Annotated in this window: 21 protein-coding genes and 1 pseudogene; 8 read left to right on the top strand and 14 right to left on the bottom strand. The window is 71.9% G+C overall.

From position 1 onward, the window contains the following. Nucleotides 1-87: 87 nt before the first annotated feature. The 4 genes from ACH4XV_RS28920 to ACH4XV_RS28935 all read right to left on the bottom strand — a co-directional run bounded on the left by ACH4XV_RS28920 (nucleotide 88) and on the right by ACH4XV_RS28935 (nucleotide 2,682). Nucleotides 88-351, bottom strand: coding sequence for a hypothetical protein (locus ACH4XV_RS28920; RefSeq protein ID WP_395794770.1), 264 nt, complete (start codon nucleotides 349-351; stop codon nucleotides 88-90). 146 nt (nucleotides 352-497) lie between these two features. Then, nucleotides 498-920: an SgcJ/EcaC family oxidoreductase gene (locus ACH4XV_RS28925; protein WP_395794772.1), complete on the bottom strand. Its 423-nt coding sequence runs from the start codon at nucleotides 918-920 to the stop codon at nucleotides 498-500. 160 nt (nucleotides 921-1,080) lie between these two features. Next, the gene (locus ACH4XV_RS28930) at nucleotides 1,081-2,082 is read right to left on the bottom strand and encodes a sigma-70 family RNA polymerase sigma factor (RefSeq protein ID WP_395794774.1); all 1,002 of its coding nucleotides are present in this window, start codon (nucleotides 2,080-2,082) and stop codon (nucleotides 1,081-1,083) included. A gap of 81 nt (nucleotides 2,083-2,163) precedes the next feature. Continuing rightward, a complete protein-coding gene (locus ACH4XV_RS28935) occupies nucleotides 2,164-2,682 on the bottom strand; it encodes a GNAT family N-acetyltransferase (RefSeq protein WP_395794776.1) in 519 nt (172 codons plus the stop codon). A 377-nt stretch (nucleotides 2,683-3,059) separates the two neighbouring features. On the opposite strand from ACH4XV_RS28935, the gene ACH4XV_RS28940 reads away from it, so the two are divergent. The 3 genes from ACH4XV_RS28940 (at nucleotide 3,060) to tpg (ending at nucleotide 7,404) form a co-directional block, all read left to right on the top strand. Next, a complete protein-coding gene (locus ACH4XV_RS28940) occupies nucleotides 3,060-4,100 on the top strand; it encodes a methyltransferase (protein ID WP_395794778.1) in 1,041 nt (346 codons plus the stop codon). 365 nt (nucleotides 4,101-4,465) lie between these two features. Beyond that, nucleotides 4,466-6,829 carry a telomere-associated protein Tap gene (gene tap / locus ACH4XV_RS28945; protein ID WP_395794780.1) on the top strand — a complete coding sequence of 788 codons (2,364 nt, stop codon included), beginning with the start codon at nucleotides 4,466-4,468 and terminating at the stop codon, nucleotides 6,827-6,829. An 8-nt stretch (nucleotides 6,830-6,837) separates the two neighbouring features. Beyond that, entirely contained in the window at nucleotides 6,838-7,404 is a 567-nt protein-coding gene (tpg, locus tag ACH4XV_RS28950) for a telomere-protecting terminal protein Tpg (protein WP_395794782.1), read from the top strand. Between the two features lie 44 nt (nucleotides 7,405-7,448). Here tpg and ACH4XV_RS28955 read toward each other — a convergent pair whose 3' ends face one another. The 3 genes from ACH4XV_RS28955 to ACH4XV_RS28965 all read right to left on the bottom strand — a co-directional run bounded on the left by ACH4XV_RS28955 (nucleotide 7,449) and on the right by ACH4XV_RS28965 (nucleotide 9,612). Then, nucleotides 7,449-7,982 (bottom strand): AAA family ATPase, encoded by a 534-nt coding sequence (locus ACH4XV_RS28955; protein WP_395795069.1) that lies wholly within the window; start codon nucleotides 7,980-7,982, stop codon nucleotides 7,449-7,451. Nucleotides 7,983-7,992: 10 nt separating this feature from the next. Further along, nucleotides 7,993-8,895 carry a hypothetical protein gene (locus ACH4XV_RS28960; protein ID WP_395794784.1) on the bottom strand — a complete coding sequence of 301 codons (903 nt, stop codon included), beginning with the start codon at nucleotides 8,893-8,895 and terminating at the stop codon, nucleotides 7,993-7,995. A 72-nt stretch (nucleotides 8,896-8,967) separates the two neighbouring features. Continuing rightward, nucleotides 8,968-9,612 (bottom strand): TetR/AcrR family transcriptional regulator, encoded by a 645-nt coding sequence (locus tag ACH4XV_RS28965; protein WP_395794786.1) that lies wholly within the window; start codon nucleotides 9,610-9,612, stop codon nucleotides 8,968-8,970. A 122-nt stretch (nucleotides 9,613-9,734) separates the two neighbouring features. Here ACH4XV_RS28965 and ACH4XV_RS28970 point away from each other — a divergent pair, with 122 nt between their 5' ends. The 3 genes from ACH4XV_RS28970 (at nucleotide 9,735) to ACH4XV_RS28980 (ending at nucleotide 12,240) form a co-directional block, all read left to right on the top strand. After that, nucleotides 9,735-10,535: a TauD/TfdA dioxygenase family protein gene (locus ACH4XV_RS28970; protein WP_395794788.1), complete on the top strand. Its 801-nt coding sequence runs from the start codon at nucleotides 9,735-9,737 to the stop codon at nucleotides 10,533-10,535. Nucleotides 10,536-10,646: 111 nt separating this feature from the next. Further along, entirely contained in the window at nucleotides 10,647-11,600 is a 954-nt protein-coding gene (locus tag ACH4XV_RS28975) for an N-acetyltransferase (protein ID WP_395794790.1), read from the top strand. 61 nt (nucleotides 11,601-11,661) lie between these two features. Beyond that, the gene (locus ACH4XV_RS28980; protein WP_395794792.1) at nucleotides 11,662-12,240 is read left to right on the top strand and encodes a GNAT family N-acetyltransferase; all 579 of its coding nucleotides are present in this window, start codon (nucleotides 11,662-11,664) and stop codon (nucleotides 12,238-12,240) included. 38 nt (nucleotides 12,241-12,278) lie between these two features. Here ACH4XV_RS28980 and ACH4XV_RS28985 read toward each other — a convergent pair whose 3' ends face one another. The 6 genes and pseudogenes from ACH4XV_RS28985 to ACH4XV_RS29010 all read right to left on the bottom strand — a co-directional run bounded on the left by ACH4XV_RS28985 (nucleotide 12,279) and on the right by ACH4XV_RS29010 (nucleotide 19,113). Continuing rightward, the gene (locus ACH4XV_RS28985; protein WP_395794794.1) at nucleotides 12,279-12,503 is read right to left on the bottom strand and encodes a hypothetical protein; all 225 of its coding nucleotides are present in this window, start codon (nucleotides 12,501-12,503) and stop codon (nucleotides 12,279-12,281) included. A 184-nt stretch (nucleotides 12,504-12,687) separates the two neighbouring features. Further along, nucleotides 12,688-12,927 (bottom strand): hypothetical protein, encoded by a 240-nt coding sequence (locus ACH4XV_RS28990; RefSeq protein ID WP_395794796.1) that lies wholly within the window; start codon nucleotides 12,925-12,927, stop codon nucleotides 12,688-12,690. Next, on the bottom strand, nucleotides 12,924-13,328 hold the full coding sequence (locus tag ACH4XV_RS28995) for a hypothetical protein (protein ID WP_395794798.1): 405 nt from the start codon (nucleotides 13,326-13,328) through the stop codon (nucleotides 12,924-12,926). The genes ACH4XV_RS28990 and ACH4XV_RS28995 overlap by 4 nt, the downstream gene beginning before the upstream one ends. A gap of 22 nt (nucleotides 13,329-13,350) precedes the next feature. Further along, nucleotides 13,351-14,130: pseudogene (locus ACH4XV_RS29000) on the bottom strand (hypothetical protein); the annotation flags it as partial. A gap of 43 nt (nucleotides 14,131-14,173) precedes the next feature. Beyond that, the gene (locus ACH4XV_RS29005; RefSeq protein WP_395794800.1) at nucleotides 14,174-16,747 is read right to left on the bottom strand and encodes a protein kinase; all 2,574 of its coding nucleotides are present in this window, start codon (nucleotides 16,745-16,747) and stop codon (nucleotides 14,174-14,176) included. Nucleotides 16,748-16,869: 122 nt separating this feature from the next. Continuing rightward, nucleotides 16,870-19,113 carry a PQQ-binding-like beta-propeller repeat protein gene (locus tag ACH4XV_RS29010; protein ID WP_395794802.1) on the bottom strand — a complete coding sequence of 748 codons (2,244 nt, stop codon included), beginning with the start codon at nucleotides 19,111-19,113 and terminating at the stop codon, nucleotides 16,870-16,872. Between the two features lie 219 nt (nucleotides 19,114-19,332). Between ACH4XV_RS29010 and ACH4XV_RS29015 the strand changes: the two genes are divergently transcribed. Beyond that, nucleotides 19,333-19,635 (top strand): SH3 domain-containing protein, encoded by a 303-nt coding sequence (locus tag ACH4XV_RS29015; RefSeq protein ID WP_395794804.1) that lies wholly within the window; start codon nucleotides 19,333-19,335, stop codon nucleotides 19,633-19,635. An 81-nt stretch (nucleotides 19,636-19,716) separates the two neighbouring features. On the opposite strand, the gene ACH4XV_RS29020 is transcribed toward ACH4XV_RS29015, so the two are convergent. Beyond that, on the bottom strand, nucleotides 19,717-20,397 hold the full coding sequence (locus ACH4XV_RS29020; protein ID WP_395795071.1) for a maleylpyruvate isomerase family mycothiol-dependent enzyme: 681 nt from the start codon (nucleotides 20,395-20,397) through the stop codon (nucleotides 19,717-19,719). A 301-nt stretch (nucleotides 20,398-20,698) separates the two neighbouring features. On the opposite strand from ACH4XV_RS29020, the gene car reads away from it, so the two are divergent. Continuing rightward, nucleotides 20,699-24,214 carry a carboxylic acid reductase gene (gene car / locus ACH4XV_RS29025; RefSeq protein ID WP_395794806.1) on the top strand — a complete coding sequence of 1,172 codons (3,516 nt, stop codon included), beginning with the start codon at nucleotides 20,699-20,701 and terminating at the stop codon, nucleotides 24,212-24,214. Nucleotides 24,215-24,286: the final 72 nt, after the last annotated feature.

The raw sequence follows: 24,286 nt of genomic DNA on the forward strand, positions 1-24,286 counted from the left end.
CGATCCCCCACGTATGCCCTGTCCGCGACCGTCACACCTGTCCTTCGACCCCGCGCGACGGGTGGGTCGCCGGTTCGGTGGGGTGGGTCAGCGGGGGTCTCGGCCGAGAAGTCGGGTCGTGTGGTCGCCGCCGGCCACGACGACGAAGCGGTGGCCGAGGGCGGTCGGCTCGGTGTCGAGGTGCAGGACGCCCTCCACGCCCGCCTCCAGGACGGGTGGGCCGTCGATGACGGCGGTCCACCTGTGGGGGAGGGTGTCACCGTCGAGCGGCCAGTCGTACAGGTCGAGCGTGACCTCGACGTCGTCGCGGTCGGGGAGCGTCACGTGGCCGTGCGCTTGGCGGATCTCCATTCTTCGAGTCTGCGTCGATCGACGGGATCCCGCCGGCGAGGCGGCCGTCCCCGCCCGTGGCCGAGGCCCCCGCCCGCCGCGTACCCGGGTGGGGTACGCGGCGGGAAGGTCCTGCGGTCATGTGTCCCGCGTCGCCGTCGCGGTGGTCAGCCCATGGTCACGACGGCGGGGGAGTTCTGGTACGACGCGAGCAGCCACCTGCCGTCCCGGCGGGTCAGGACCCACGTCGCGATCACGGCGCGGTCGGCCGGTACTTCGGTCTCGCCCGGGAAGATGACGTTCGACTCGCTGACCACGAGGGCGACGTCGTCGTTGAGGAAGCGAATGCCCAGTACCTTGTTGTCGGTCGTCGAGCCCTTCAGGAAGCCGTCGAAGCCGGCCGCCATGCTCCGCCGCACGTCCTCGCGGGACGGGCGGTAGGAGCCCGGCAGGATCGCGCAGGCGTCCTCGGTGTAGTCGGCCACGAACGCGTCGGCGTCGTGCGCGTCCCAGGCGTCGTACACGCCCTTGAGAACCTGGAGGACGGCGGTCTCGTCCGCGGTTCGCGTGCGGTTGGCGGTCGTGGTCATGGTGTCCCTCGTTCCGGTCGTACTGCCGCGGATCGTCGCGCTGTGCGACGCACGGGGAGTCGTGTGTGGCTCCGCGGATACATACCGGCGGCGGGATCCGAACTCATCGCGCCGAGACGAACTTTTTTCGACGGGGATCGAGGACACGACCTGCCGGTCGTCAGACCTCGAACCGCGGCGCGAGGCCGAACGACGCGAACACCTCGGCGTCCTGGAACACCGTGTTCCTGCCGATGCCGGAAGCGGTGACGGTGAACACCTGGAGCGTGTGCAGTTCGAACACGCCGTCGGCGCCGAGGTTGTAGGCGGCGAACCCCGGCTGGCCGTTGGCCGCGACGGGGACCAGCCGCCATGTGGTGCCCGCCTTGTCGAACACCCAGTCCATGAACCGCCCGTAGTTGTCGCGCCCGACGAACCAATTGAGCATGGGCGGCATCTCCATGAGCACATCGTCGGTCAGGAGCCGCTTGAGCCCCTCGACGTCGGCGTTCGCGAACGCCGTCATGTAGCGATCGACACAGGCCCGCTGTTTCGCCTGCGAGGGCTCGCCGACCTGGTCCTCCAGGACACCCGCCTGGTTCAGCCGCGCCCGCGCCCGTTGCAGCGAACTGTTGACCGAGGCGATTGACGTACCGAGGATGTCCGCGGTCTCGGCGGCGGAGAACGCGAGCACCTCGCGCAGGATCAGCGCGGCGCGCTGCCGCGCCGAGAGGTGCTGCAACGCGGCGACGAAGGCCAGTCGCAGGCTGCCGCGATCGACGGCCGCGCCGGCGGGATCCCCCAGGTGCAGCAGCGCGTCGGGCATCGGTTGCAGCCAGGTGACCTCGCCGCCGTGGACCAGCGGATCGAGCGGCCGGCTGTCGGCGACCATTCCCGAGGGCAGCGGTCGGCGACTGCGGGACTCCAACGCCGTCAGGCAGGCATGGGTCGCGATCCGGTACAGCCAGGTCCGCAGCGAACTGCGGGCCGGGTCGTACCGATCGCGCGCCCGCCAGGCCCGCAGGCAGGTCTCCTGGACCAGGTCCTCGGCGTCGTGGACCGAACCGAGGATGCGGTAGCAGTGGGCGAGCAGTTCCTGCCGATACGGCTCGATCCGCCGGCCGAAGTCCTCCACCATGGTCGCCCCCCGGCCGATGTCCCGCTGTTCCCGGCCGCGAACCATATCGCAATCGCACGGCCCTCCCACGTGGGTTCGGGATGCGGGATGGGCCCCGGAAGCCGTGTGTGCTTCCGGGGCCGGGGGTCAGCGCCGGTCGCCGGCGGCCGTCTGGGTCAGTCGGAACCGGGCCGTGTCCTCGTCGGTGGTCCAGCGGTGGAAGCCGGCCTTCTCCAGCACGCGGACCGAGGACGGGTTCGACAGTTCCACGGTGGCGGACACGGTGTGGACGCCGGGTGCTCCGAGGGCGAACTCCGCCGAGGCCAAGGCGGCTTCGGGGGCGTAGCCACGGCCGCGGCGGGAGGGCACGATGCCGTATCCGATTTCGAGCGTTCCCTCGTGGGGCGGCCAAAACAGGCCGATCGAGCCCACCACGAGGCCACTGTCCCGCTCGATGATCAGGTGGTGGCCGTATTCGCCGAGCCAGGCGGGGTTGTCGTCGAAGAGGCCCGCGATGACGCGGTCGCCGTCGGCGGGAAAGTCTTCGGCCCAGTGGGCCGATCCGGTGCCGTCGAGGACGGCGCCGACCTCGGCCGCGGTCCAGGGCTGAAGGACGAGGCGGTCGGTGGTCAGCTGTGTGCGGGCCGATGAAGCGGAGGAAGTCACGTGTCACTCCTGGTCGTTGAACGACCCGCCCCGCGCTGTGTCAGTACGCGGGACGGACGAGGGTATGCCGAAGAGAGCCGACGGCGGCCATATTCATCAACCTCCCTGTCCCGCTGATCGCGCGCCTCCCGCGCGGGGGCGACCGTAGCAACCCGGGCCGGCTCGGGCAAAGGCTTTTCGGTCGGAGGCGGCCTTCGGTCGACGGCGACGGTTGTGTGCGTCGGGGGTCCCGTGGGGCTTCACGGAACGTCATGATGGACCTTCGTATCGTGATGGAGGGGAAGAGTGCGGGGGCGGCGGGGAACCGCCGTGAGTGGGCGAGTTGTTGTCCTGCTCGATGTGTGACTCGGATGGTTCGGGCATTCGGAGGCGATTGCATGAACGGTGATTCCCGCGAGTCGGGTGCGGAGGCCGCGCGGCGCAGTGCCGCCCTTGTCGTCGAGGAGGCCCTGGGGTTTTTGTATCCGGCCGCGTTGCGCGCGGCCGCGGCGGTCGGGGTCGCGGACCATTTGGCCGACGGACCCCTCGGTGCGGCGGAGCTGGCGCGACTGACGGGCACTCGGGAACACAATCTGTATCGGCTGCTGCGACTCCTGGCCACCCGGGGGTTGTTCGAGGAGGACGACCGGGGCCGGTTCCGGCTGACCTCGGCGGGCGACTCGTTGCGTTCGCACGCGCCCGTCTCGGCACGCGCGGCGGTTCTGATGCTGACGGATCGCACGATGTGGCTGCCGAGTGGGGAGATGACCCGCTGCCTGGAAACGGGTTCCTCGGCCTTCGAGGACATCTTCGGCGTGCCGTTTTTCGAGCACTTCGCTCGGGACGAGAAGACCGCCGCCGTCTTTCACGCGGGCATGGACTCCATGTCGGAGGCGGAGAACGTGCCGATCGCCGCCTGCTACGCCTTCCCCGAGGCGGCCACGCTCGTGGATGTGGGCGGCGGCTACGGCGGCTTCCTGCTGGCCGCATTGCGGGCCGGCCCGCGGCTGCGGGGCATCCTGTACGACCATGCCCACGTCCTGGCCGGCCACCGACTGGATGTCCCGGAGTTGACGGACCGCTGGGCCACGGCGGAGGGCGACTTCTTCGCCTCCGTTCCCGCCGCAGACGTGTACCTGATCAAGCGCATCCTGCACGACTGGGACGACGAGCAGTGTGTGCGGATTCTGCGCAACTGCCGCCGGGAGATGGCTCCCGGCGGTCGGGTCCTCGTCGTCGACGCGGTGCTGCCGCAGGGCAACGAACCGCACCAGGGCAAGGCACTGGACCTGATGATGATGGCGTCCCTGGTCGGCCGAGAGCGTACCGAGGCGGACTTCGCCCGACTGTTCGACGCGGCGGGCCTGCGGTTGGTCCGGGTCGTGCCCACCCCGACCGTGCTGTCGATCGTGGAAGGGGCCGCTTCCGAGGGCGCATAGGCGTCGGCCGGCTATCGGCGTGGGCCGCCCGCGAGGGGGATTCCCGTGCGGGGGATTGGGCGACGGACGCGGGGGAGTTCGCGCCCCGGGCGGCTTCCAGGAGAATTTCGGCGGGTGAGTCCGGTTGGCCGGGGGTGGGGTGTAGCCGGGGAGGTGGGCGGTGCCCCATACATTCGGGTCGGCCTGGGCGCCGCCGTCGTTGGCTGTCGGTAGCTTCTCCGGGTATGTGTCGCCCCATGCCCGAACTCACCCTTGCGGGGGACTCGGCAGCCCCGTGCGCTCGGAGTCGCGAGTTCGGGCGCAATGTAAGGTCAATGTCGGGTCCGGAGTGTGCTCGTTGATAGATTCGCCGGTGGAGGTGGATCATGTCCGAGCCCCAACCGGCGTTGTTCGACGCCGTGGATGCGTTGTTGGCCGAGGCGCCCGGTGATCTCCCGTCGCCGGCCGAGCGGGCGAGGCTGCGCAAGGCCGCCGGGTTCACGCAGCAGCGGGTCGCGGACGCGCTGGGGGTCCAGCGGGTGACGGTCGTCGCGTGGGAGGCGGGGCGCAGTGACCCGCGCCCACCGCAACGCCAGGCGTACGCGCGCCTGTTGGCGGGGCTGGCCGAGCGCTACCCCGCGCCGCGACCGTCCCCGGGTGAGGCCGACGCGGCGGAGGGCGCCAACGGGCCGGTCGACGAACTCGACGGGCCCAACGAGGCCGGGCCCACAGCGGAGACGGCCACCGCCACGCACACCACCTTCACGGCGGCGCTCGGTCCGGGCGGGGCCGGGGCGAGGACGGCCGCCGCGCCGTGGGTGCGTAGCGCGCCGCCGTCGCCCGCCGTGCCGCCGACGCCCGCAGCGCAGTTGCGCGGCGTCGACAAGCCGCCTGCCGCCGGGCCGCCTGCCGCGCCTCCGCCGCTGGAGGCCCAGCCGCCCGCCGCCCCGCCACGGCCCCCTCGGCCGTCGCGCTCCGCCCCGCCTGCGGCGGCGCGCCCCTCCACGGCCCCCTCGGCCGCCTCCCCCAAGTCGCCGCCCCGCACCCGTACGGCCGCCAAGGCCGACACCGCCCCCTCCGACGCGCCGCCCGCCGCCCGGTTCCCGGCAGGCCCACTCGCCGTCCTCGATGCCGACAAGGGCCGGCTCGTCGCGTACCTGGTCGACGGTCGGATCCTGCCCGGTCCCGCGAAGTCGCTGCCCGCCGTGGTGACCTGGGCCCTGGACGTCGGCCTGGGCGCCGAGCGCCTGCACCGCGCCGGCCGCGACGCCGACCCGCTCGTCGTGGTCACCGCCGCCGCCGCCGAGCGCCTGGGTGTACCCGCCGACCTGGAGGACCGCCGCAACCTGCGCCTGCCCGACGACCACAAGCTGGTCAAGCAGGTCACCAAGGACGGCTGGCGGCTGACCCGGCGCGGCTTCGGCCCCTGGACCAAGGTCTACCGACCGCCCGCCGACGGCGGCCGACGGCAGTGCGTGCAGTTCGCCTTCCTCGGCTGGGACGCGCTCGACACCCGCTCCTGGGCCGACGCCGCCGACCTGCCCGCACCGCGACTGGCCGAACTCCTGGGTACCTACGCCACCCGCGTGGTCACCCCCCGCGGTTCCACCGCCGTCGCGGGTCTGACCCTGATGACCGAGCTGCGCCCGCCGACCCAGGCCGTCAAGGACGAGAGCACCGGCAAGTGGCGCTCCGGCCCGGTCGGCGGTTCGCTGACCGAGGCCGTCGACCCGGCGCCGCCGGAGGCCCCGGACGAGCACCCGGTCGCGCAGAACCGGGGCGGCGCCGACGTGCTGGTGGAGGAGGCGTACGACTGGCACCGCCCCATCCACCTGGTCGGCGACGACGAGGGCAACCGCGAGTACGCCGTCGGCCTCGACGTCAACACCGCCTTCCTCGCCGCCGCGTCCCGCCTGCCGGTGGGCCTGGGCGCCCCGGTCCACGTCGAGGCACCGACTTTCGACCGCAAGCTTCCCGGCTGCTGGTACGTCGACCTCTCCGGCATCGAGCTCGACCCCCGCCTGCCCAACCCGTTCACCCCGACCGGCCTGCCCCCGATCGGCCCCGGCTGGTACGCCACCCCCACCGTCGCCTACGCCGCCGAACTCGGCGCCGTGATCGACCCGTTCGAGGCGTGGATCCGTCCGGAGCACGGCGCCTACCTCGACCCCTGGTACACCCGCTTGCGGGACGCCTACCTGACCACCATGGCCGACCTCGGCGTCACCCCCGACCTCGACGACACCGCGTTCCTGGCCGCGATGGCCGAGCACAAGCGCGCCGACCCCGCCCGCGCGATCGTCCTGGCCGCGATCAAGGCGACCGTCAAGGGCGGCATCGGCAAGCTCCGCGAACGCCCCCAGGGCGCCCGCTACCGCCCCGGCGACCGCTGGCCCGCGTTGGAGCGACCGACCTGGCGCCCCGACATCCGCGCCGCCGTGATCGCCAACGCCCGCGTCGGCATGCACCGCAAGATTCGCAAACTCGCCACCACCGCCGACCTGTACCCCATCGCGGTGCTCTCCGACTGCGTCGTCTACCTCTCCGAGGGGCCCTCCCCCCTGGACGTCCTGCCGCGCACGGCCGACGGCAAGCCGATCCCGGGCGGTTTCCGCCTGGGGGTCAGCCCGGGCATGGTCAAACACGAGGGCACCCGCCCCCTCGAATGGGCCCTGCGCATGCTCGTCGAGGGACAAAACCCCGCCCGCCACATCAAGGACGGCGTCGACGCCGTCGCCGAAGGCGAATAGGAACCCGCATGGGCAAGATCGGCGACGGCCTCGACCAGGCCGCCCAGCACGTCCTCACCCGCAAACCGCCCCGGTCCACCAAGGCCCGCGTACGGTTCCTGATGAGCAAGAACCAGAACCGCACCCGCATCGTCGCCGCGCTCCTCGGGGTCAGCCAACGCACCGTCGAGCGCTACCTCAAGGGCGACCGCAAGAACCCGCCCGGCCCCGTCAACGCCCGGATCGACGCGGAGGTTCGCCGCCTGTGGCAACCCCGCGTCCGCCGCCGCGCCGAACAACGCGCCGCCGCCGCGGGCGCGGTGATCGTCGAGACCAGGGCCCGGTTCGGATTCTCCTCGGCCGCCGGCTCCACCGACGACCCCCGCATGCGCCGCATCACCCAACCCCTTCCCCCCGACCGCGCCCGGGAGTTGTTCGACGCCCACCACGCCGGCGCCCCCGAACGCGACCTGGAGCGCATCGTCGCCGCCGGCCTGCACCAGGCCTACTTCCAGGAGAGCGGCACCCGCGCCGTGGACCTGGAGGCGGTCGAACTCACCGACGTCGACTACTGCGAGTTCGACATCCGAGGCTGACCGAGCCGAACCCGCGCCGAGCCCAGGCGGCGCACGACGACCCACTACCCGTCGCGGCCCTCGCCGACGGCCTCGGCGATCTGTAGCGCCGCCTCGGTGGGGGTGAGGTGGGTGGTGTCGACGACCTCGGCCTCGGCGTGCAGCCAGGTGCGGGCCGCCTCGGCGTAGGGCTCCAGGTACTTGAAACGGAAGGGGGAGGGGCCCAGGAGGGAGTCGCCCTCGATGCGCCGGCGCAGGGTGTCCTGGTCGGCGTGGAGGACGAAGTGCCGTATCGGGACGGCGTGTCGGGCGAGGCCCGTGCTGATCTCGCGCCAGTACTGCTCGACCAGGACTGTCATCGGCATGACCAGGGTGCCGCCGGTGTAGTCGAGTACGCGGTGGGCGGTCTCGACGACCAACTCGCGCCACGGCGGCCAGTGTTGGAAGTTGTCCGTTGCCGGCAGCCCGGGTTTGATGTCCATGAGCGTCTCGCCGACCTTCTCGGCGTCGAACACCCGTGAATTCGGGAGCAGTGGTTGCAGGAGGGCACTGGTCGTCGTCTTGCCGGCGCCGTGCGTGCCGTTGAGCCATACGATCATGGGCTCGACGCTATCGGAGTCGGTCACGCCACCACGGTTCGCGGATCACGTCGTTATCGTCCGCCGCGCAGTCGAGGCCGTTGGCGATCTCGCGGGCGTCGACGTCCCAGCCGACGACGCCGTTGCCGACGCGGTCGAGTTCGATGAGTCGGGCGGGTGCGGGGCCGCGGCCGTAGTCGACGGAGCAGTGCACGACCGGGGCCCACGAGCGGCCGTCGAGGGCGTCGGCGAGCGCGACGACGGGCAGCACGACCACGGTCAGCACGAGTGCGGCGGCCTGGCCGAACGAGGCCGCGCGCCGCCATGGGGCGGGGGACTGGGCGCGGCGTTCGGGATGCCGGCCGCGGCGTCCGGCGCGGTACTCGACGATGACGCCGTACCGGAGCAGGACCGCGGCGACCGCCGTGGTCAACCCCCACCAGGGCCCGAAGAACACACCGATCAACACCCCGAAGGCGAGCGGCGTCGCGAGGGACAACCCGACCACCCGGGCCCGGGAGATACGGTCGTCGCCGCGGGGTACGGCCCCGTGGGCGGCGAAGTACGCGAAGCTGATCCGCGAGACCACGATGGCGAGCAGGGTGGCGAACGGCGCGTCGCCGAGCATCATGCCGAGGATGACGTCGGGCCAGTTCGCGGGCCCCATCGCGGTGACCACGTCGCGGGTCGCGGATCCTTCGCCGACGGTCCAGGCGAGTTTGAGCGCGGGCAACATCAGGATCAGCAGGAGCAGGACGTTGTGGCCGGGGCCGCCGCGCTTGTCCGACTGGCGGGCCTCGCGCGACCGGGAGGCCCGGTCGGAGTCGTGCGGTGGGGGAGCGCCGGAGGCCGCGTGGGCCGAGCCGGCGGACGGTCCGATTTCCGGCTTGCCGTCCGAGTTGCGGTCATCTGGGTGATCTGATCCGGATGTCACAGGCCACAGGATAGGAATCGCGGCGTCCTCGGCGGCGGCACGGCGCGCGGTGTGTTCGGTCGACCCGCGGAATCAACGTCGTCGCACGGCTCCTGTGGGATCCAGTACGCCCACTGCGGCGTTGGCGAGTTCGGTCAGCAAGTCCTCGAAGGGCAGAGGGAGTTCCGCGCCCTGGTCGAGGCGGCGTTCGCTGTCGGCAAGGGTCGCGGTGACCAGGAGCAACATCAGCCGCAGCCGGGTCGCGTGCACGGCGGGCGGGGTGTCCGGCTCGGCGGCGGCGAGGGTGTCCTCGATCAGCGCGGTGACGGCGCGCACGCCGCCGGCGACGTCGGAACCCAGCGGCGGGGACAGCACTTCGCCTTCGAGCGTGAAGCGGTGTACGAACCGGGCGTAGTGGCTCTCGCGCGCGCCGTCGCGCATGGCCTCCGCGAGCGGTCGCAGGTGGATGTCGACGAGCGCCGACAGGTCGTCGCGGCGCTCGTCGGGGAGGGCGGCGAGCAGGTCGAGGCGGCGCAGGTTGAGCGGTGCGAGGCGGTCCTCGTACAGCGCGCGGACCAGTGCCTCGCGGGTGCCGAAGTGGTACTGCACGGCGGAGTTGTTGCGCTGTCCGGCCGCGGCGCCGATCTCGCGCAGCGACACGGCGGCGATGCCGCGCTCGGCGAACAGGCGCTCGGCGGCGTCCAGGATGCGGGCGCGGGTTCGGGTCTTGACATCCACGGGAGGAGTGTAAGACATTCCGTCTCAGTCGATTGATTAAGACAATCTGTCTCACAAAGCTTGATCGCATCGATCGCATCGATCGCATCGATCGCATCGAACAACAACGCCTTGGAGTACCCGTGTTCGACGTCCGCCCCCTGACACCCGCCATCGGCGCCGAGATCGCCGGGATCGACCTGAACCGCGATCTCGGCGCGGACGCCTACGCCGGCCTCGCCGACGCGCTGCACACCCACCAGGTGCTGTTCTTCCGCGACCAGGACATCTCCGCGCGCCGCCAGCGCGACTTCGCGGCCGGATTCGGGGCGCTCCAGCGCTTTCCGTTCGGCGAGCCGCCCGAGGCCGACCTGCCGGAGGTCATGGTGTTGGCCACCGACGGCGACGGGCCCAAGGTCTCCAACGCCGACATCTGGCACAGCGACGCGACGTTCCTGGCCCGCCCGCCGATGGGCACGATGTTGCGCGCGGTGTCGCTGCCGCCGCTCGGCGGCGACACGCTGTGGGCGGACATGGAGAGCGCGTACGCCGCCCTCTCCGCGCCGATGCGCGCACTGCTGGACGGCCTCACCGCGGAGCACGACGTCACCAAGTCGCGCTCGCACCGCGGCGGCGACCCGCAGGCGCTGCCGCCGGTGGTGCATCCCGTGGTGCGCACACATCCGGTGACCGGTCGCCGATGCCTGTACGTGAACCGCATCTTCACCACCCGGATCGTCGAACTCGACGAACGCGAGAACGAGTTGCTGCTGCCGCACCTCTTCGAGCACGTGACCCGGCCCGACTTCCAGGTGCGGTTCACGTGGCGGCCGGGCGACATCGCGCTGTGGGACAACCGCAGCACCCAGCACTACGCGGTGTACGACTACCGGGGCCCGCGCGTCATGCACCGCATCGTCATCGAGGGCGACGAGCCGCGCTGAGCCGGCGGAACGAGGCGTGGTCGGCCGGTCCGGTCCGAGTCTGGGGTATCGTCGGCCGGGTACCGCATCGCATGGCGGCTTCTCTGTCGGATCTTCAACGGAGTTCTCCGCATGCCTTCGTCCGCTCCCACGGTGCGCCTCTTTCGTCGCGACGACCGCGACCAACTCACCGACCTCGTCAACGCCCACGTCGCCGCCGTGGTCCCGGGTGTCTCCGTGTCCGTGAACACGGTGCTCGACTGCCTGACCCGGCGGCCCGGCGAGTTCGTCACCGACCCATGGGTCGCGGAACGGGTCACGTTGGTGGCCGAACACCACCGGTGCGTGGTGGCCGCGGCGCATCTGCTGCGCTATCGCGACGATGCCGAGGTCGGCGCCGACTACCGGGACGCGAGTGTGGTCGACTGGTTCGTCTGCCGGCCGGCCGCCTCCTTTCGGCCCGATGCCGAGCGGGCCGCCGACCTGCTGATGCAGGCGTGCCTGGCGCAGTCGGCCCGCTGGGGCGTGCGGGTGCGGTACGCGGACGGCGCGCTGCCGGCGCCGGGCGTGTACGGCCTGCCGCGACCGTGGCCGCACGTCCGGGCCGTCTTCGAGCGTGCCGGGTTCCACCACACGGGCGACACCGAGGTCGTCCTGGTCGCGGAGGTCGCCGATCTCCGCCGAGCGTGCGCCGACCCCTCGGCGCAACGATTCGTCGTGCGTCGATCCGTCGGCGAGTGCGGTACCCGGCTGACCGCCCGCCACGGCGACCGCGAACTCGGCTTCATCGAGGTCGACACCATGCTCGACCGGCCCGAACGCCGCGCCCGAGGCGGCGGCCTGGCCGACATCGGCAACCTGCACGTCGCACCGGACGCCGATGCGGACGACCTGACCGGCCACCTGCTCGCCCACGCGGCCGAATGGCTGCACCTCGCCGGCACGGACCGCGTGCTCGACTACGAATCCGCCGCCGACACCACGTCGATCGCCCGGCTGACCGCGGCCGGCTTCCGCGAACTCGCCCGCACCGACCGGGGCTGGGAACACCGGCCCCACTCCGGCTCGCTCACGCACCCGACCTGACCGTCGCCGCGTCCGATGCCCCGGTCGCGGCCGATGGCAGGGATCGTGGCATGCTCGGCTCGTGCTTGTGACCCGACGGCTGACCATGGACGACGTACCGGCGCTGACCGAGTTGGTGGTCGGGAACCGCGAGTTCCTGGCCCCCTGGGAGCCGCTGCGCGCCGAGGACTTCTTCACCCTGGACACGCAGGCTGCGCAGATCCGCGAGGCGTTGGCCGAGGAGTCGGCCGGCCGGGTGCACCTGCGCGTGATCGTGGACGAGGCCGGGGACGTGGTCGGCCGGCTGACGCTGAACGGCATCGTGCGCGGGGCGCTGCAGTCGTGCGCCATGGGCTATTGGGTGAGCGCGCACGCCAACGGCCGCGGCCTGGCCACGGCCGCGGTGCGCGAGACGGTGCGTGTCGCCTTCGACGAACTGCGGCTGCACCGGGTGCAGGCGGAGACGTTGACGGACAACGTCGGGTCGCAGCGGGTGCTGGAACGCAACGGCTTCACGCGGTACGGCCTGGCGCCGCAATACCTCAGGATCGCCGGACGGTGGCAGGACTTCGTGATGTACCAGGTGATCAACCGCGCGTTCGACGACGACGCGCCCGAGGACGGGTCCCCCGTCGCCGAGACCACGGCCGGGCGGCGATAGCCGGCGCGGCGTGCGGCGTCAGCGGCGCGTTCGCCGGGCTAGTGCATCCACAAGGCCCAGGCGTGGTCGTTGACCTGTTGGCAGTAGAAGTAGGCGCCGTGGTTGGGGTATTGCGCCACGGCTCCGGCGCGGCAGTCCTCGGCGGACGCGTAGTAGCCGACGATATACGTGAAGTCCGGCGGCCCGCCGTCGGCAGCGGCGGGTGCGGCGGCGCCGGCCGCGAGTGCGAGGACGAATGCGAAACCGGTCAAAACCTTGCGCATGAGCCCAACCCCATTCTCCCGGACGGTCCGGTCCGGGGAAACGACGTACGAGGACTGACGGTTCGTACCGCGGCGCCCCCAAGCTAGCCGTCCCCCACGCGTCGAGACAATAGGTCTATACCTTTGGCTCCGGTGATTTCGTTCCGTGGCGACGCGCCCGTGCGCCCGTGCGCCCGTGCAGGGGTCAGGGGAAGTGTTGGGTGCGGGGGGTGAAGGCGGATTCGGGGCCGGGGGCTCGGCCTATGGACCAGATGGTTGTGGTGTTGGGGACCGGGGTCAGGTAAAGGGTGGTCGAGGGGCCTTCGCCCGGGACGACGGGTTCTTGGTACTCGGTGAAGGATTGGCCGGTCCAGGCGAGGAAGTCCGGGCCGGGGATCAGGGGTGGGGAGTTGCCCGGTGGGGCCCATTTTTGGGAGCGGATCACCGAGATCCAGGCGACACGGTCGCGCCCGAGGCGCCGGCGCCCGCGGCCCACACGTCCTCGGCCGCCAGGATGTGCAGTCCGTACACGGATCCGGGCGGCACCGGTAGGTCCCGCCAGGCGCGCCCGTCCCAACGCAGCAGCGCCTGCGCGTCGTTGCGCGTGCCGATCAGCCAGACCTGGCCGCCGCCGGCGACGACTCGGGTCGGCGCGACACCGAGCGGCGCCCGGCCCTCGTACCAGACGGAGCCGTCGGAGCGGAGCACGTGGCCGCCGCCCGCCGCGTCGCGGCCGACCGCCCAGATCGCGGTCGGGGAGGTCGCGGCGATGGACGACAACTCGCCCTGCCAGGTGATCCCGGGCAGGCCGCGGCGTTGCCACGCGGCTCCGTCCCAGCGCAGCACCAGCGGGAAACCGGGCGCCTCACGTGGTGCGGGGGCCGTCGATCCGCGCGTACTTGGACTGGAACGCCCGGTCGCTGCGCACCGGCAACCACAGCGCGCCGTCCGGGCCGCGCACCATGGCCTCGGTGGAGGTGTCCTCCAGCGGTGGGTAACGGGTGTGCCAGGCACGGCCGTTCCGGTTCGTCAGATAGACGCGCGCCACGCCGTCGGTGTACCTGCTGCCGCTGATCGTGATCGCGCCGGACGGTTCGAGGAGGATCGTATGCACATTGCTGTTCGGGGGCAGCGGTACTTTCGCGTCCCGCCAGGAACCGCCGTCCCAGTGCAGGATGGTGGTCCCCTCGGCGGTGTCCGCCCAGGCCCAGACGTCGTCGGCGGTGCGCGCGGTGATCCCCATCAGGAACAGCACGCCGTCCGGGGTGGACTGCGTGGTCCAGCCGGAACCGTCGTAGCGCAACACCTTCAGGCCGGTGTCGTCCTCGCCGACCACCCACGCGGCACCCGGTACGGCGGTGAAGTCCTGGTAGGTCCACAGGGTTTGCGGCAGCGGTACGGCACTCCACCCGGTCGCCGACCGGCGCAGGATCTCCGCGACCTCCGCGCGGTAGTGGAAGATCCACACCTCGTCGCCGACGAACTGCACCCGGCCGAGCGAGCCCGGCTCGTCGGCGCCGGGGAAGGAGGTGTCCCGGTTCCACGCCGTGCCGTTCCAGCGGTACAACGTCGGCCGGAATCCGTCGGCGGGGCTCTCGGATCCGGTCGCCCACGCGTAGCCCGGTCCGCGGGCGGCGAGATCGGCCACTTTCGACGCGGTGACCGTGGCCGATCGGTCCCGGTGTTCCGGCCTACCCGGCCGCGTCGATCGCCGTGAGTTGGAAGCCGTAACCGATCACCACGATGCCTGCCGCGGCGGTCAGGATCGGGCCGGCGCGGTCACCGGGAGGCTGCACCGGGAACGGGTGTTTCCACCGGGTCGTTCCGGTGGCCGCCTCGACCGCCCACAGTGTTCCGGTGCTGTCCGCGACGTACACGTTGCCGAAGTCGTGGCGGACCATGGGGCCTTGCGTCCCGAACGTCGGTCGCTTCGCGGAATCGCCGGGTATCGAGCTGCGCCAACGCAGCGTGCCCTTCCTCGCGTCGAGGCAATAGAGCGTGGTCTGCGTGGTGGCGAAAACCGTGTCGCCGTCGGTGTTCGACGCGCAGTCCGTGAAGGTCTCGCCGGCGCCGGCGGCCGGGAAGTCCCACACCGGCTTTCCCCGTTCCGGTTCGACCAGGCGGATCCGGTCCGCGCAGTAGACGAAGCCACCGGCGGTCCAACAGACGGGGATCGGGGGCCGGGTCACGGGGACGTACCCCTGCGTCGACACGGGCGGTACGTCGATGGTCCAGCCTCGGGCGCCTGCGCGCGTCGCGTCGAGCATTACGAGGCGCCCGTCCGAGCCCCGGTCGCGGTCGCCGTGCGACAGCAGGTTCGGGCCGCGCGGGGGGACGAACAACCCGTCGACGTCCGCGCCCACGGTCTCCCACACGCCGGTTCGGGTGCGGACGTCGACGGCCCAGACGAACCCGAAGGAGGACAGCGTCGTCGTCTTACCGGTAATCCCTCGGCCGGTGACGAAGGCGATGTCGTCGACGACGCCGGCCACGCCCGTGGGGGCCCACTCGACATGTGGGAGCGGGAGCGTCCACAACTCCCTTCCGGTGCCGGGCTGGACGGCGCTCAGCACGTCCTGCCCGCCGGCGGCCCTGGTGCCGGTGAGGTAGGCGACGCGGTCGTCCCCGGCGACCCTGCCGGCGTCGCTCCAACTCCCGGTCAGGGGCAGCGTCCACCGCGGTCGGCCCGCGCCGGCGTCGAACGCGTCCCGGCCGTTCTTGCTGGTGGCGATGACCGAACCCCCGTATACGGCCACGTCGGTGACGGGTCCACTCGCCTTGGCCGTCCACGACGTCGCGGCCGTGGGGCCGTCGAGGACACCCTTGCGACCGGTCGGCGCGGGCAGCGGCGCATGCGGGGCGACCGGCGGCGGGGGCGCGACGGTGGCCGGCGGCGAGGATTCCGGTCCGCCGGCGGACGGTGTCACGGCCGTGCCCCGGGCCGAATCGGCGTCCCCCGGCAGCAGGACGGCCGCCACGCCGCCGGAGACGGCCACCGCCGCACCGGCGGCGAGGCCGAGGAACAACCGCCTGCGCAAGAGCTGTTGCCGGGCCTGCTCCGGCGGGCGCGGGCTGTCGGGACGAGGGGGCCCGCCGAGCGGCGACCCCGTCCCGGGCGGTGCGGAGGCCCCGGGCGGTGCCGATGTCCCGGGCCGTGCGGCGATCCCGGGTGATGCCGACGTGTCGGGCGGTGGCCACGTCCCCGGCGACGCAGCGGTCCCGGGCAGCGCCGGCGACTCGGCTGATGCCGAAGTCTCGGGTGTCGCCGACGCCCCGGACCGGGTGGGCGTTCCGGACCCGGCGGGCGCCCGCGCCGGCGCAGGGGCGTCCATGCCCGTCGTGGGCGGGGCCTGGTGACCACTCGCCGCGTCCCGCGCCGCGGGCAGGCCCGTCAGGACATCGGCCGCGCGGCTCACCTCGCGCGTCACCGGGTTCGGCAGCCAACTTCCCCCGCCCGAGCCGCCCTCGTCCCGGCTGACGAAGTCGATCAGCGCCCGCGGCGTCGGACGTCGTACGGGGTCCTTGTGCAGACACGCCGCCACCACGTCCCGGATGGAGGCCGGCAGCGCGCCGACATCGGCCGGATCGCCGACGACGCGCCTGAGCACGGCGGCCGGCGGCCCATCCCCGAACGGCCGTTGTCCGGATGCCGCGTACAACATCGTCGAACCCAGCGCGAACACGTCGCTCGCCGCACTCACCGACCGCCCCAGGGACTGCTCCGGCGACATGTACCCCGGCGATCCCACGATGGTGCCCTCCCGGGTGAAGGACGTGCCGTCCAGCGCGTGGGCGATGCCGAAGTCGATGACGTGGGGACCGTCCAAAGCCAACAGCACGTTGCCCGGCTTGAGATCGCGGTGGATCACCCCCGCCGCATGGATCCCGACCAGCGCCTCGGACACCCCGGCCAGCAACATCCGCAACGAAGCCTCGGGCAGCGGTCCGTGCCGCCGCACGGCGTCGTACAGCGACAGACCCGAGACGAACGCCGTCGCCATCCACGGCGGATCGCCGTCGGGGTCCGCGTCCACGACCGGCGCGGTGAAGGCCCCGGACACCCGCCGCGCGGCCGCGACTTCGGCCCGGAAGCGGTTGCGGAAGTGCTCGTCGGCGGCGAAGTCCGCGCGGATGACCTTCACCGCCACGGCGCGTCCGGCGGCGGAGCGGCCGAGGTAGACCTTCCCCATGCCGCCCGAGCCGAGCGGCAAGAGCAGGACGTACGGGCCGACCCGTCGAGGATCCGAGGCGTCGAGCTGTTCCATGGCCTGCTGCCGTCACCCTTTCGTTGGAGAACGCCCCGATTCGAAGCGGGAGTTCGAATATCGACCGGGCGTCGTCCGGGCCGATCGCGCGTGTCGTGGCGATGGTGTGGGCGGTTCGGCGGCTACGCCCCGCTCGCGGCGACGACCACCAGCGAGGTGCGGTTGGCGCCCCACACCCGGCCGCCGCCCACGGCCGTGAGCAGGACGTTCGTCGCGTCCTGGGTGGGGTCGCCGTACTTCCATCGGCCCCTGCCCGTCTCGGCGTCCACCGCCCAGAGGTTCGCCCTGTCGTCCGCCACGTAGACGTTGCCGTCCGCGATCCGGATCCCGGCCGAGTCGGATTCGCGGAGCGAACCCTCCTGCGGCGCGGTGGCCCACTTCGGCGCGCCGGTGGCCGCGTCGAGGGCGACCAGGCCGACGGCGCAGGTGACGTACACCGTCCTTCCGTCCGGGCTCGCGACCGGTTCCCCGAAGGTGTCGCCGCCGTTGCGGCCGGTCCGGAACGTCCAACGCTGCCGGCCGTCGAGCGGGTCGACCGCGGTGACCGAGGATCCTGCGTACACGTAGGCACCACCCGCGAAGCACGCCCGCGACCGTGCGAAGGTGCCGAAGGAGCCGCCGGGTACCGGGTTGCGCCAGCCGCGTCTGCCGGTCGCCGGGTCGAGCACGACGACCTCGCCGTCTCGGCCGATTCCGCCGCCTCCCGCGAGGATCATCGACTCGGTCGTGGGCGGTACCAGCAGCACCGCCGCCACGTCCGTGCCGGTTTCCTGCCACAGCGTGGCGCGCTTTCGGACGTCCACGGCCCACACGAAACCCCGCATGGAGGTGCCACCGAGGAGGTCGCCGGAGACGATCACGGTGTCGCCCATGATTCCGGCCACGACCCGCAGGAGCCGATCGCCGGGCGGCTCCGCCACCGACCACAGGAGTTTTCCGGTCGAGACGTCCATGGCGTGCAGGCCCGCGACGGAGCCGGCACCGCCGCAGAAGTAGAGGACACCGTTGCGCACGATGCCCGGCCGATGCCTGGCCGACACGCCTTCGATCCTTGCCGCGGTCGGCCCCCAACGGGCCTTGGCGTCCAGGTCCAGGCCGTTCGCGTCGAGCAGGCCGAAGGTGACCAGGACGTCGCCGCTCAGGACGAGACCCGAGCTCGGCTCGCCGAGGTCGCGCATCCTGCGGACGACGGCGTCGGGAGCGGTCAGGGGCGTGGTCGAGAGGGCGGCCGGGGCGGGTGGGGTACCGGCCGGACGGGGGCGGGCGGACTCGCTCTTGCGGCCGGCGTTCTCGACGTTGCCCCCGCCCCGGTTCGACAGCGCGACGGCCGCGGTGACGCCGCCGGCCACCGCGACGGTGCCCGCGACGCCGACGAGCAGGGCGCGGCGACCGATCGTGCGGGCGGTGGGCGGTGCCGGCGGCTCGGGCGGGGTGCGCGGGGACGGCAGAGTCGGGGGTATCGGCGCGGGCGGGGGAGCGGTGAGGGTCGACGCGCGGACCGCCATGATGTCGGCGGTCAGCGGCGCGGGCAGCCAGCTCCCGGCCGCGACGTCGACGCCCTGGCGTTCGATGTCCTCGACCACCTCGGCCGGTTCGGGCCGCTCGGCGGGGTCCTTGGCCAGGCAGCGCAGGATCAGCGCGCGCAGCGGCTCGTCCAGTCCGGCCAGCGGCGCGTGGTCCGGCTCGGTGCCGGCGACGCGGAACATCAGCGCGGCGGCGTTGCCGGTTCCGAACGGCGGCAGCCCGGTGGCGGCGAAATACGCGGTGGCGCCCAGCGAGAACACGTCGCTGATCGGGGTGAGCAGCCGCTCCAGGGCCTGTTCGGGCGACATGTACCCCGGCGAGCCGACCACCGCGCCGCTGCGGGTGTGGGAGGTTCCCTCCACCGCCCGGGAGATCCCGAAGTCGATGACGTGCGGCCCGTCGAGCGCGACCAGGACGTTCGAGGGTTTGAGGTCGCGATGGATCAGGCCGGCGGCGTGTACGTTGCCGAGCGCTTCCGCCAACCCGGCGACCAGCATGCGCAGCGCCGCCGCGGGCAGCGCCCCATACCGGGCGACCGCGGTGGACAGGGGTACGCCGGGCACGAATACCGTCGCCATCCAGGGGACCGGGGCGTCGGGGTCGGCGTCCACGACGGGGGCGGTGAAGGCACCGGAGACGCGGCGGGCGGCGGCCACCTCCTGTCCGAAACGAGCCCGGAACACCGGGTCGTCGGCGAGTTCGGGACGGACGACCTTGACCGCGACGGTACGCCCGCCGGGCGAACGACCCAGGAACACCTTGCCCATGCCGCCCGCACCGAGCACGCCGAGCACGGCGTACGGTCCGACCCGCCGCGGATCGGCGGCGCCCGACAACTCCATGGTTCCCCTCTTCTGCGGCGATGGCCAGGATACCGACCCCAAGATCACGCCGCGGCGGGCCTCCGGCGGCCGGCTCATGGGAGGGGGCCGTGTCGCGCGAACCGGATATCCGCGCGAGTGGGGTAGCGGGAAGGATCCGTGTGTCTTGTTCCTCATGTCGATCAAGGGAATTTGCCAGTGGGCAAAATGGGTCGGAGCGCTGCGGCTGTACTGGCGTCGGTGTCGTTGTTCGCGGGTGTGGGCGTCGCGCTCGCGCCGTCGGCGTCCGCCGTGAGCAACCCGGGGTGCTACCGGGATCTCCGCGACCACACCGCCAAGATCACCGGCAACAACGTCAGCCTGCGCAAGGGCAAGGGCACCTGGACGCCGATCCTGCGGGTGCTCCAGAAGGGCGCGAAGGTCACCGTCTACTGCCAGGGCGTCGTGTACCGGGACGGTGACGCCGAGGCCGGCGAGTGGTACTACGTCAAGCACCAGGCGTCGGGTATCAAGGGTTGGGTGTCCATCAAGTACGTCAGCTGATCCGGGAGCTGCCGATCCACGGTTCCACGACCGTGAACCCCGGGCGGTGGTCCCCGGGGTTCACGGCGGTCGGGGGCCTGCTCAGAGGAAGACGCGGGCGTTGTCCAGCCACGCCTGCGCGTCCCCACCGACTGCCGTGAGGTCGGTCTCGGCCGGGTACCTGCGCCGGGTGACTCGGAGGCAGAAGTCGAGGGCGCCGCCCTCCACCCGCTGCTCCGCATCCGCCGGTCCCCATGTCCAGGTTCGGCCGTCCGAGCCGGCCAGTTCGACCCGGAACGGCTCCGTCGTAAGCGGCAACTCGGCGGCATGGAAAGAGAGTTCGCGTCCGATCACGCCCAGGGTGGCGATCTGCCGGAGTCGATCCGTCGGACGGCGTGCGGCGCATACCGCATCGAAGACGTCCTGCCCGTGGGCCCACACCTCCATGAGCCGAAGCGGCGCCATGAGCGTCGCGGTCAACTGTGAGCCGTACCAGGGAAATCCGTGCTCCGTCGGTAGGTCGCGGAGCGCCGCCGCCACCTCGGCGCGACCGGAGCGCCACTCGTCGAGCAGTACCGATCGTGGTTTGGCGGCTCCCGCGGCGGCTTCGAGATCGGCGTGTCGACTGCCCGCGGCTTCCGTCCGTTTCAGTACGGCGTCGAACGCCTCCGGGGTTCGTACGGCGATGAGGACGTTCGTATCGGCCGCGGCGAGATGCGCGATCTGGTGGGCGATCGTCCACCCCGCCGCCGGGGTGGGGTCGGACCAGTCGGCGTGCGCGATACCAGGACGTCGAGTTCGTTTCCCTCGGCCACCAGGTCGGACAGGGCGACGTCACGTTCCAGACCGGACACGTCAAGGCCGTGGTTCAGCATCCGACGTCGCCTTTCGGTTGTTGGCATGCGTCCACCGAAACATCGTAGATGTCGATCGTTTTCGTCCGGCGGCGATGGCGACGGGAGCCGTTTCGGGTGGTTCTGTTCGCCAGGTCGGGTGCATTCGGGGGCGGATCGGCGTTGCGACAGGGGGGTCGATGGGAGGCTTTCGGTGGAATCGATCCCCTCGTTCGGAAGGTTGGTGAGCCGTGTCCCCGTCATCCGCGACGTGCGACCGGGACGCCGTAGCCCGCGGCTTCCCGAAGCCCGCCGATGTGGTGACGGAGGACGCGCAGTTGCGCGCCGCCGTGCCCGTTCCCTCGGTCGGCGCCGCGTTTCGGGACTCCGCCGACAGCCTGGTACGGAGCGTCGCGCTGCTGATGGAAGCCTACGCCCGACGTCCCGCCCTCGGTCGGCGCGCGACACGCACGGTGCTCGATCCGACGTCGGGTCGCACCACACTGGAACCGCTGCCGTGGTTCGACACGATCACCTACGCCCAGTTGTGGGAACGGGCCGGCGCGGTCGCGGCCGAGTGGACGCGGGACGCGGAGCGTGCGGTCGATGCCGGGGATTTCGTGGCGGTGTACGGCTTCGTCGGCGTCGACTACACGGTGCTGGACCTGGCGTGCCTGCGGTCGGCGGCGGTGTCCGTGCCGTTGCCGTCGAGCGCTCCCGTGGCCCGGTTACGGTCGATCGTCGACGAGGTCGGGCCCCGGGTCCTCGCGGCCGGCGTCGAAGTCCTGGACAACGCTGTCGAGTTGGTGTTGGCGAGCACGTCGAGGCCCCGGCTCGTGGTGTTCGACCACCACCCTGAGGTCGACGATCAGCGCGAGCGCTTCGAGGCGGCGCGCAGGCGCCTGGCCGAGGCCGGACTCACCGGGATCGACACCCTTACCGTCGTCACCGAGCGAGGGCGCACACTCCCACCCGCCGCCCCGGCGCGCCGGCCGACCGCTGCGGACGAGGACACGAACGCGGACACGATGCGGCTGCTCGTCTACACCTCCGGCAGCACGGGGGAGCCGAAGGGCGCCATCTACACGGAGCGTATGCTCCGGCGACTGTGGATGGGCAGCATCCCCGATGACGGGCTACCCTGGATCACCGTCCAGTACCTGCCGCTGAGCCATGTGGCGGGCCGTACCGTCCTCTTCCACACCCTGGGCCACGGCGGCACGGCGTACTTCCCCGCGAAGAGCGACGCCTCGACCCTCTTCGACGACATCCGGCTCGTCCGCCCGACGCAGCTGATGCTGGTGCCGCGCATCTGCGACACGCTCTATCGGCAGCATGGCCACGAACTGCTCGGGCCGAAACAGGAGTTGGGCCGCGAGTCCCGCCTCGGCGGCCGGGTGTTGCGGGTGATGTGCGGCAGTGCGCCGCTGTCCCCGGAACTCGCCCGCTTCATGGAGTCGTACCTGGGCCGGACCGTGCACGACAGTTACGGATCGACCGAGGCCGGCGTCGTATTGTTCGACTCCCGCGTACAGCGGCCCGCGGTGCGCGACCACAAGCTCGTCGACGTACCGGAGTCGGGCTACCGCACCAACGATCTGCCGTATCCGCGCGGCGAGTTGCTGATCAAGTCGGAGTTCGTCACCCCCGGCTACCACGGACGGCCCGGGACGACCGACGAGGTCGTCGACGAGGACGGGTTCTACCAAACCGGCGACATCATGGCGCGGATCGGCCCGGACCGGCTGGTGTACGTGGGCCGCCGCAACGACGTGCTGAAGCTGGCCCAAGGGGAGTTCGTCGCACTCTCGCGGCTGGAGAGCATCTTCGCCACCGCGTCGCTCGTGCGGCAAATCTACGTGTACGGCAACGGCGAACGTGCCCATCTGCTCGCCGTGATCGTGCCCACCGAGGAGGCGATGGCGCGGGCCGAGGGCGACGAGTTGCGGCGGGCACTGGGTGAGTCGCTGCAACGGGTCGCCAGGCAGGCCGCGTTGGAACCCTACGAGGTTCCCCGGGACTTCCTGGTGGAGACCGAGCCCTTCGACATCGGGAACGGCCTGCTGTCGGAGCTGCGCAAGAACGTCCGACCCCGGTTGAAGGAGCGCTACGGGGATCATCTGGAACGGCTGTACGAGCAGACGGCGACGGGACGGCCGGACGAACTGCGCGCCCTGCGCGAGGCCGGCGCCGATCAACCGGTGCTCGCGGCCGTCCGCCGGGCCGCCGGCGCATTCCTGGGGCTGTCGGTCGCGGATCCGGGGCCGGCCGCGCGTTTCACCGACCTGGGGATCGACTCGCTGTCCGCGCTGGCGTTCGCCGAACTGCTCCGGGACGTCTTCGGGGTCGAGGTCCCGGTCGACATGCTGCTCGGCCCGGCGTGCTCCATGCGGGCGATCGCGGAACACATCGAGGCGGTACGCGAGTTCGGTGAGGCACGACCCTCGGCGGGCTCCGTGCACGGCGCCGGCGGCGACGTGGTGCGGGCCGTCGACCTCACACCGGACCGGTTCATCGACGCAGCCACCCTGAAAGCCGCCTGTGCGCCGGCGGCACCGGTACGGCCGACGGCGACCGGGACCGTGTTGCTGACCGGCGCGAACGGCTACCTCGGCCGATTCGTATGCCTCGACCTGCTGGAGCGCCTGGCCGGCACGGGCGGCCGGCTGGTGTGCATCGTGCGCGGCCGGGACGACGCCGAGGCCCGCCGCCGGCTCGATGCCGCCTTCGACGACGGTTGCGACGGGGAACTGTCGCGCCGCTACCGGGCCCTGGCCGCCCGGCGGCTCGACGTGCTCGCCGGGGACATCGGCCGGGAGCGGTTGGGTCTCGACGCGGACACGTGGCGGTGGCTGACCGAGGAGGTCGATCGGGTGTTCCACCTGGCCGCGCTGGTCAACCACGTGCTGCCGTACGACCAGCTCTTCGGCCCGAACGTGGCCGGCACCGCCGAGCTGATCAAACTGGCGCTCACCGGGCGGATCAAGCCGTTCACCTACCTGTCCAGCGTCGGCGTGGCCACCGGAGTCGAACCGGCGCGGCTCGACGAGAGCGTCGACATCCGCGAGGCGAGCCCCGAGCGCCGCCTCTCGGACGCGTACGCCACCGGCTATGCGGCCGGCAAGTGGGCCGGTGAGGTGTTGCTGCGCGAAACCCACGAGCGGTACGGCCTGCCGGTGACCGTGCTGCGCTCGGACATCATCCTCGCCCACCCCCACCACGCCGGTCAGCTCAACGTGACCGACGTGTTCACCCGGCTGATGCTGAGCCTGGTCGCCACCAAAATCGCGCCGGCCTCCTTCTACCGGAGGGACGTCGAGGCCCAAGGGCCACGCGCGCACTTCGACGGTCTGCCCGTCGACTTCGTCGCGCGGGCCGTCGACACCCTCGGCGCCCGTGACGGGGACGGCTTTCGTACGTACAACGTCGTCAACCCCCACGACGACGGCATCTCGCTGGACACCTTCGTCGACCGGCTCGTCGCGACCGGCCACGACATCGAACGCGTCGACGACCACGGCGTCTGGTTCACCCGCTTCGAGGCCGCGCTGCGGGCGCTGCCCAAGACGCGGCGTCGGCACTCCGTACTGCCTCTGCTGCACACCTTCCGGCAACCGGCCGAACCCGTGGCCGGCTCGCGTTTCCCGGCCGGACGGTTCGCGCGGGCCGTGCGGGCGACGGGGATCGGCGAGCCGGGGATTCCCCATCTGTCCGCCGGGCTGATCGACAAGTATGCGGCGGATCTGCGCCGGCTCGGGCTGATCTGATTTCACGTCGATAATCGTCCGGCCCGACCGGAACTCGCCCATTCGGGCGCCTTTTCACACCCGATACTCTGA

Source organism: Embleya sp. NPDC020630 (assembly GCF_044334985.1).
Lineage (GTDB): Bacteria > Actinomycetota > Actinomycetes > Streptomycetales > Streptomycetaceae > Embleya.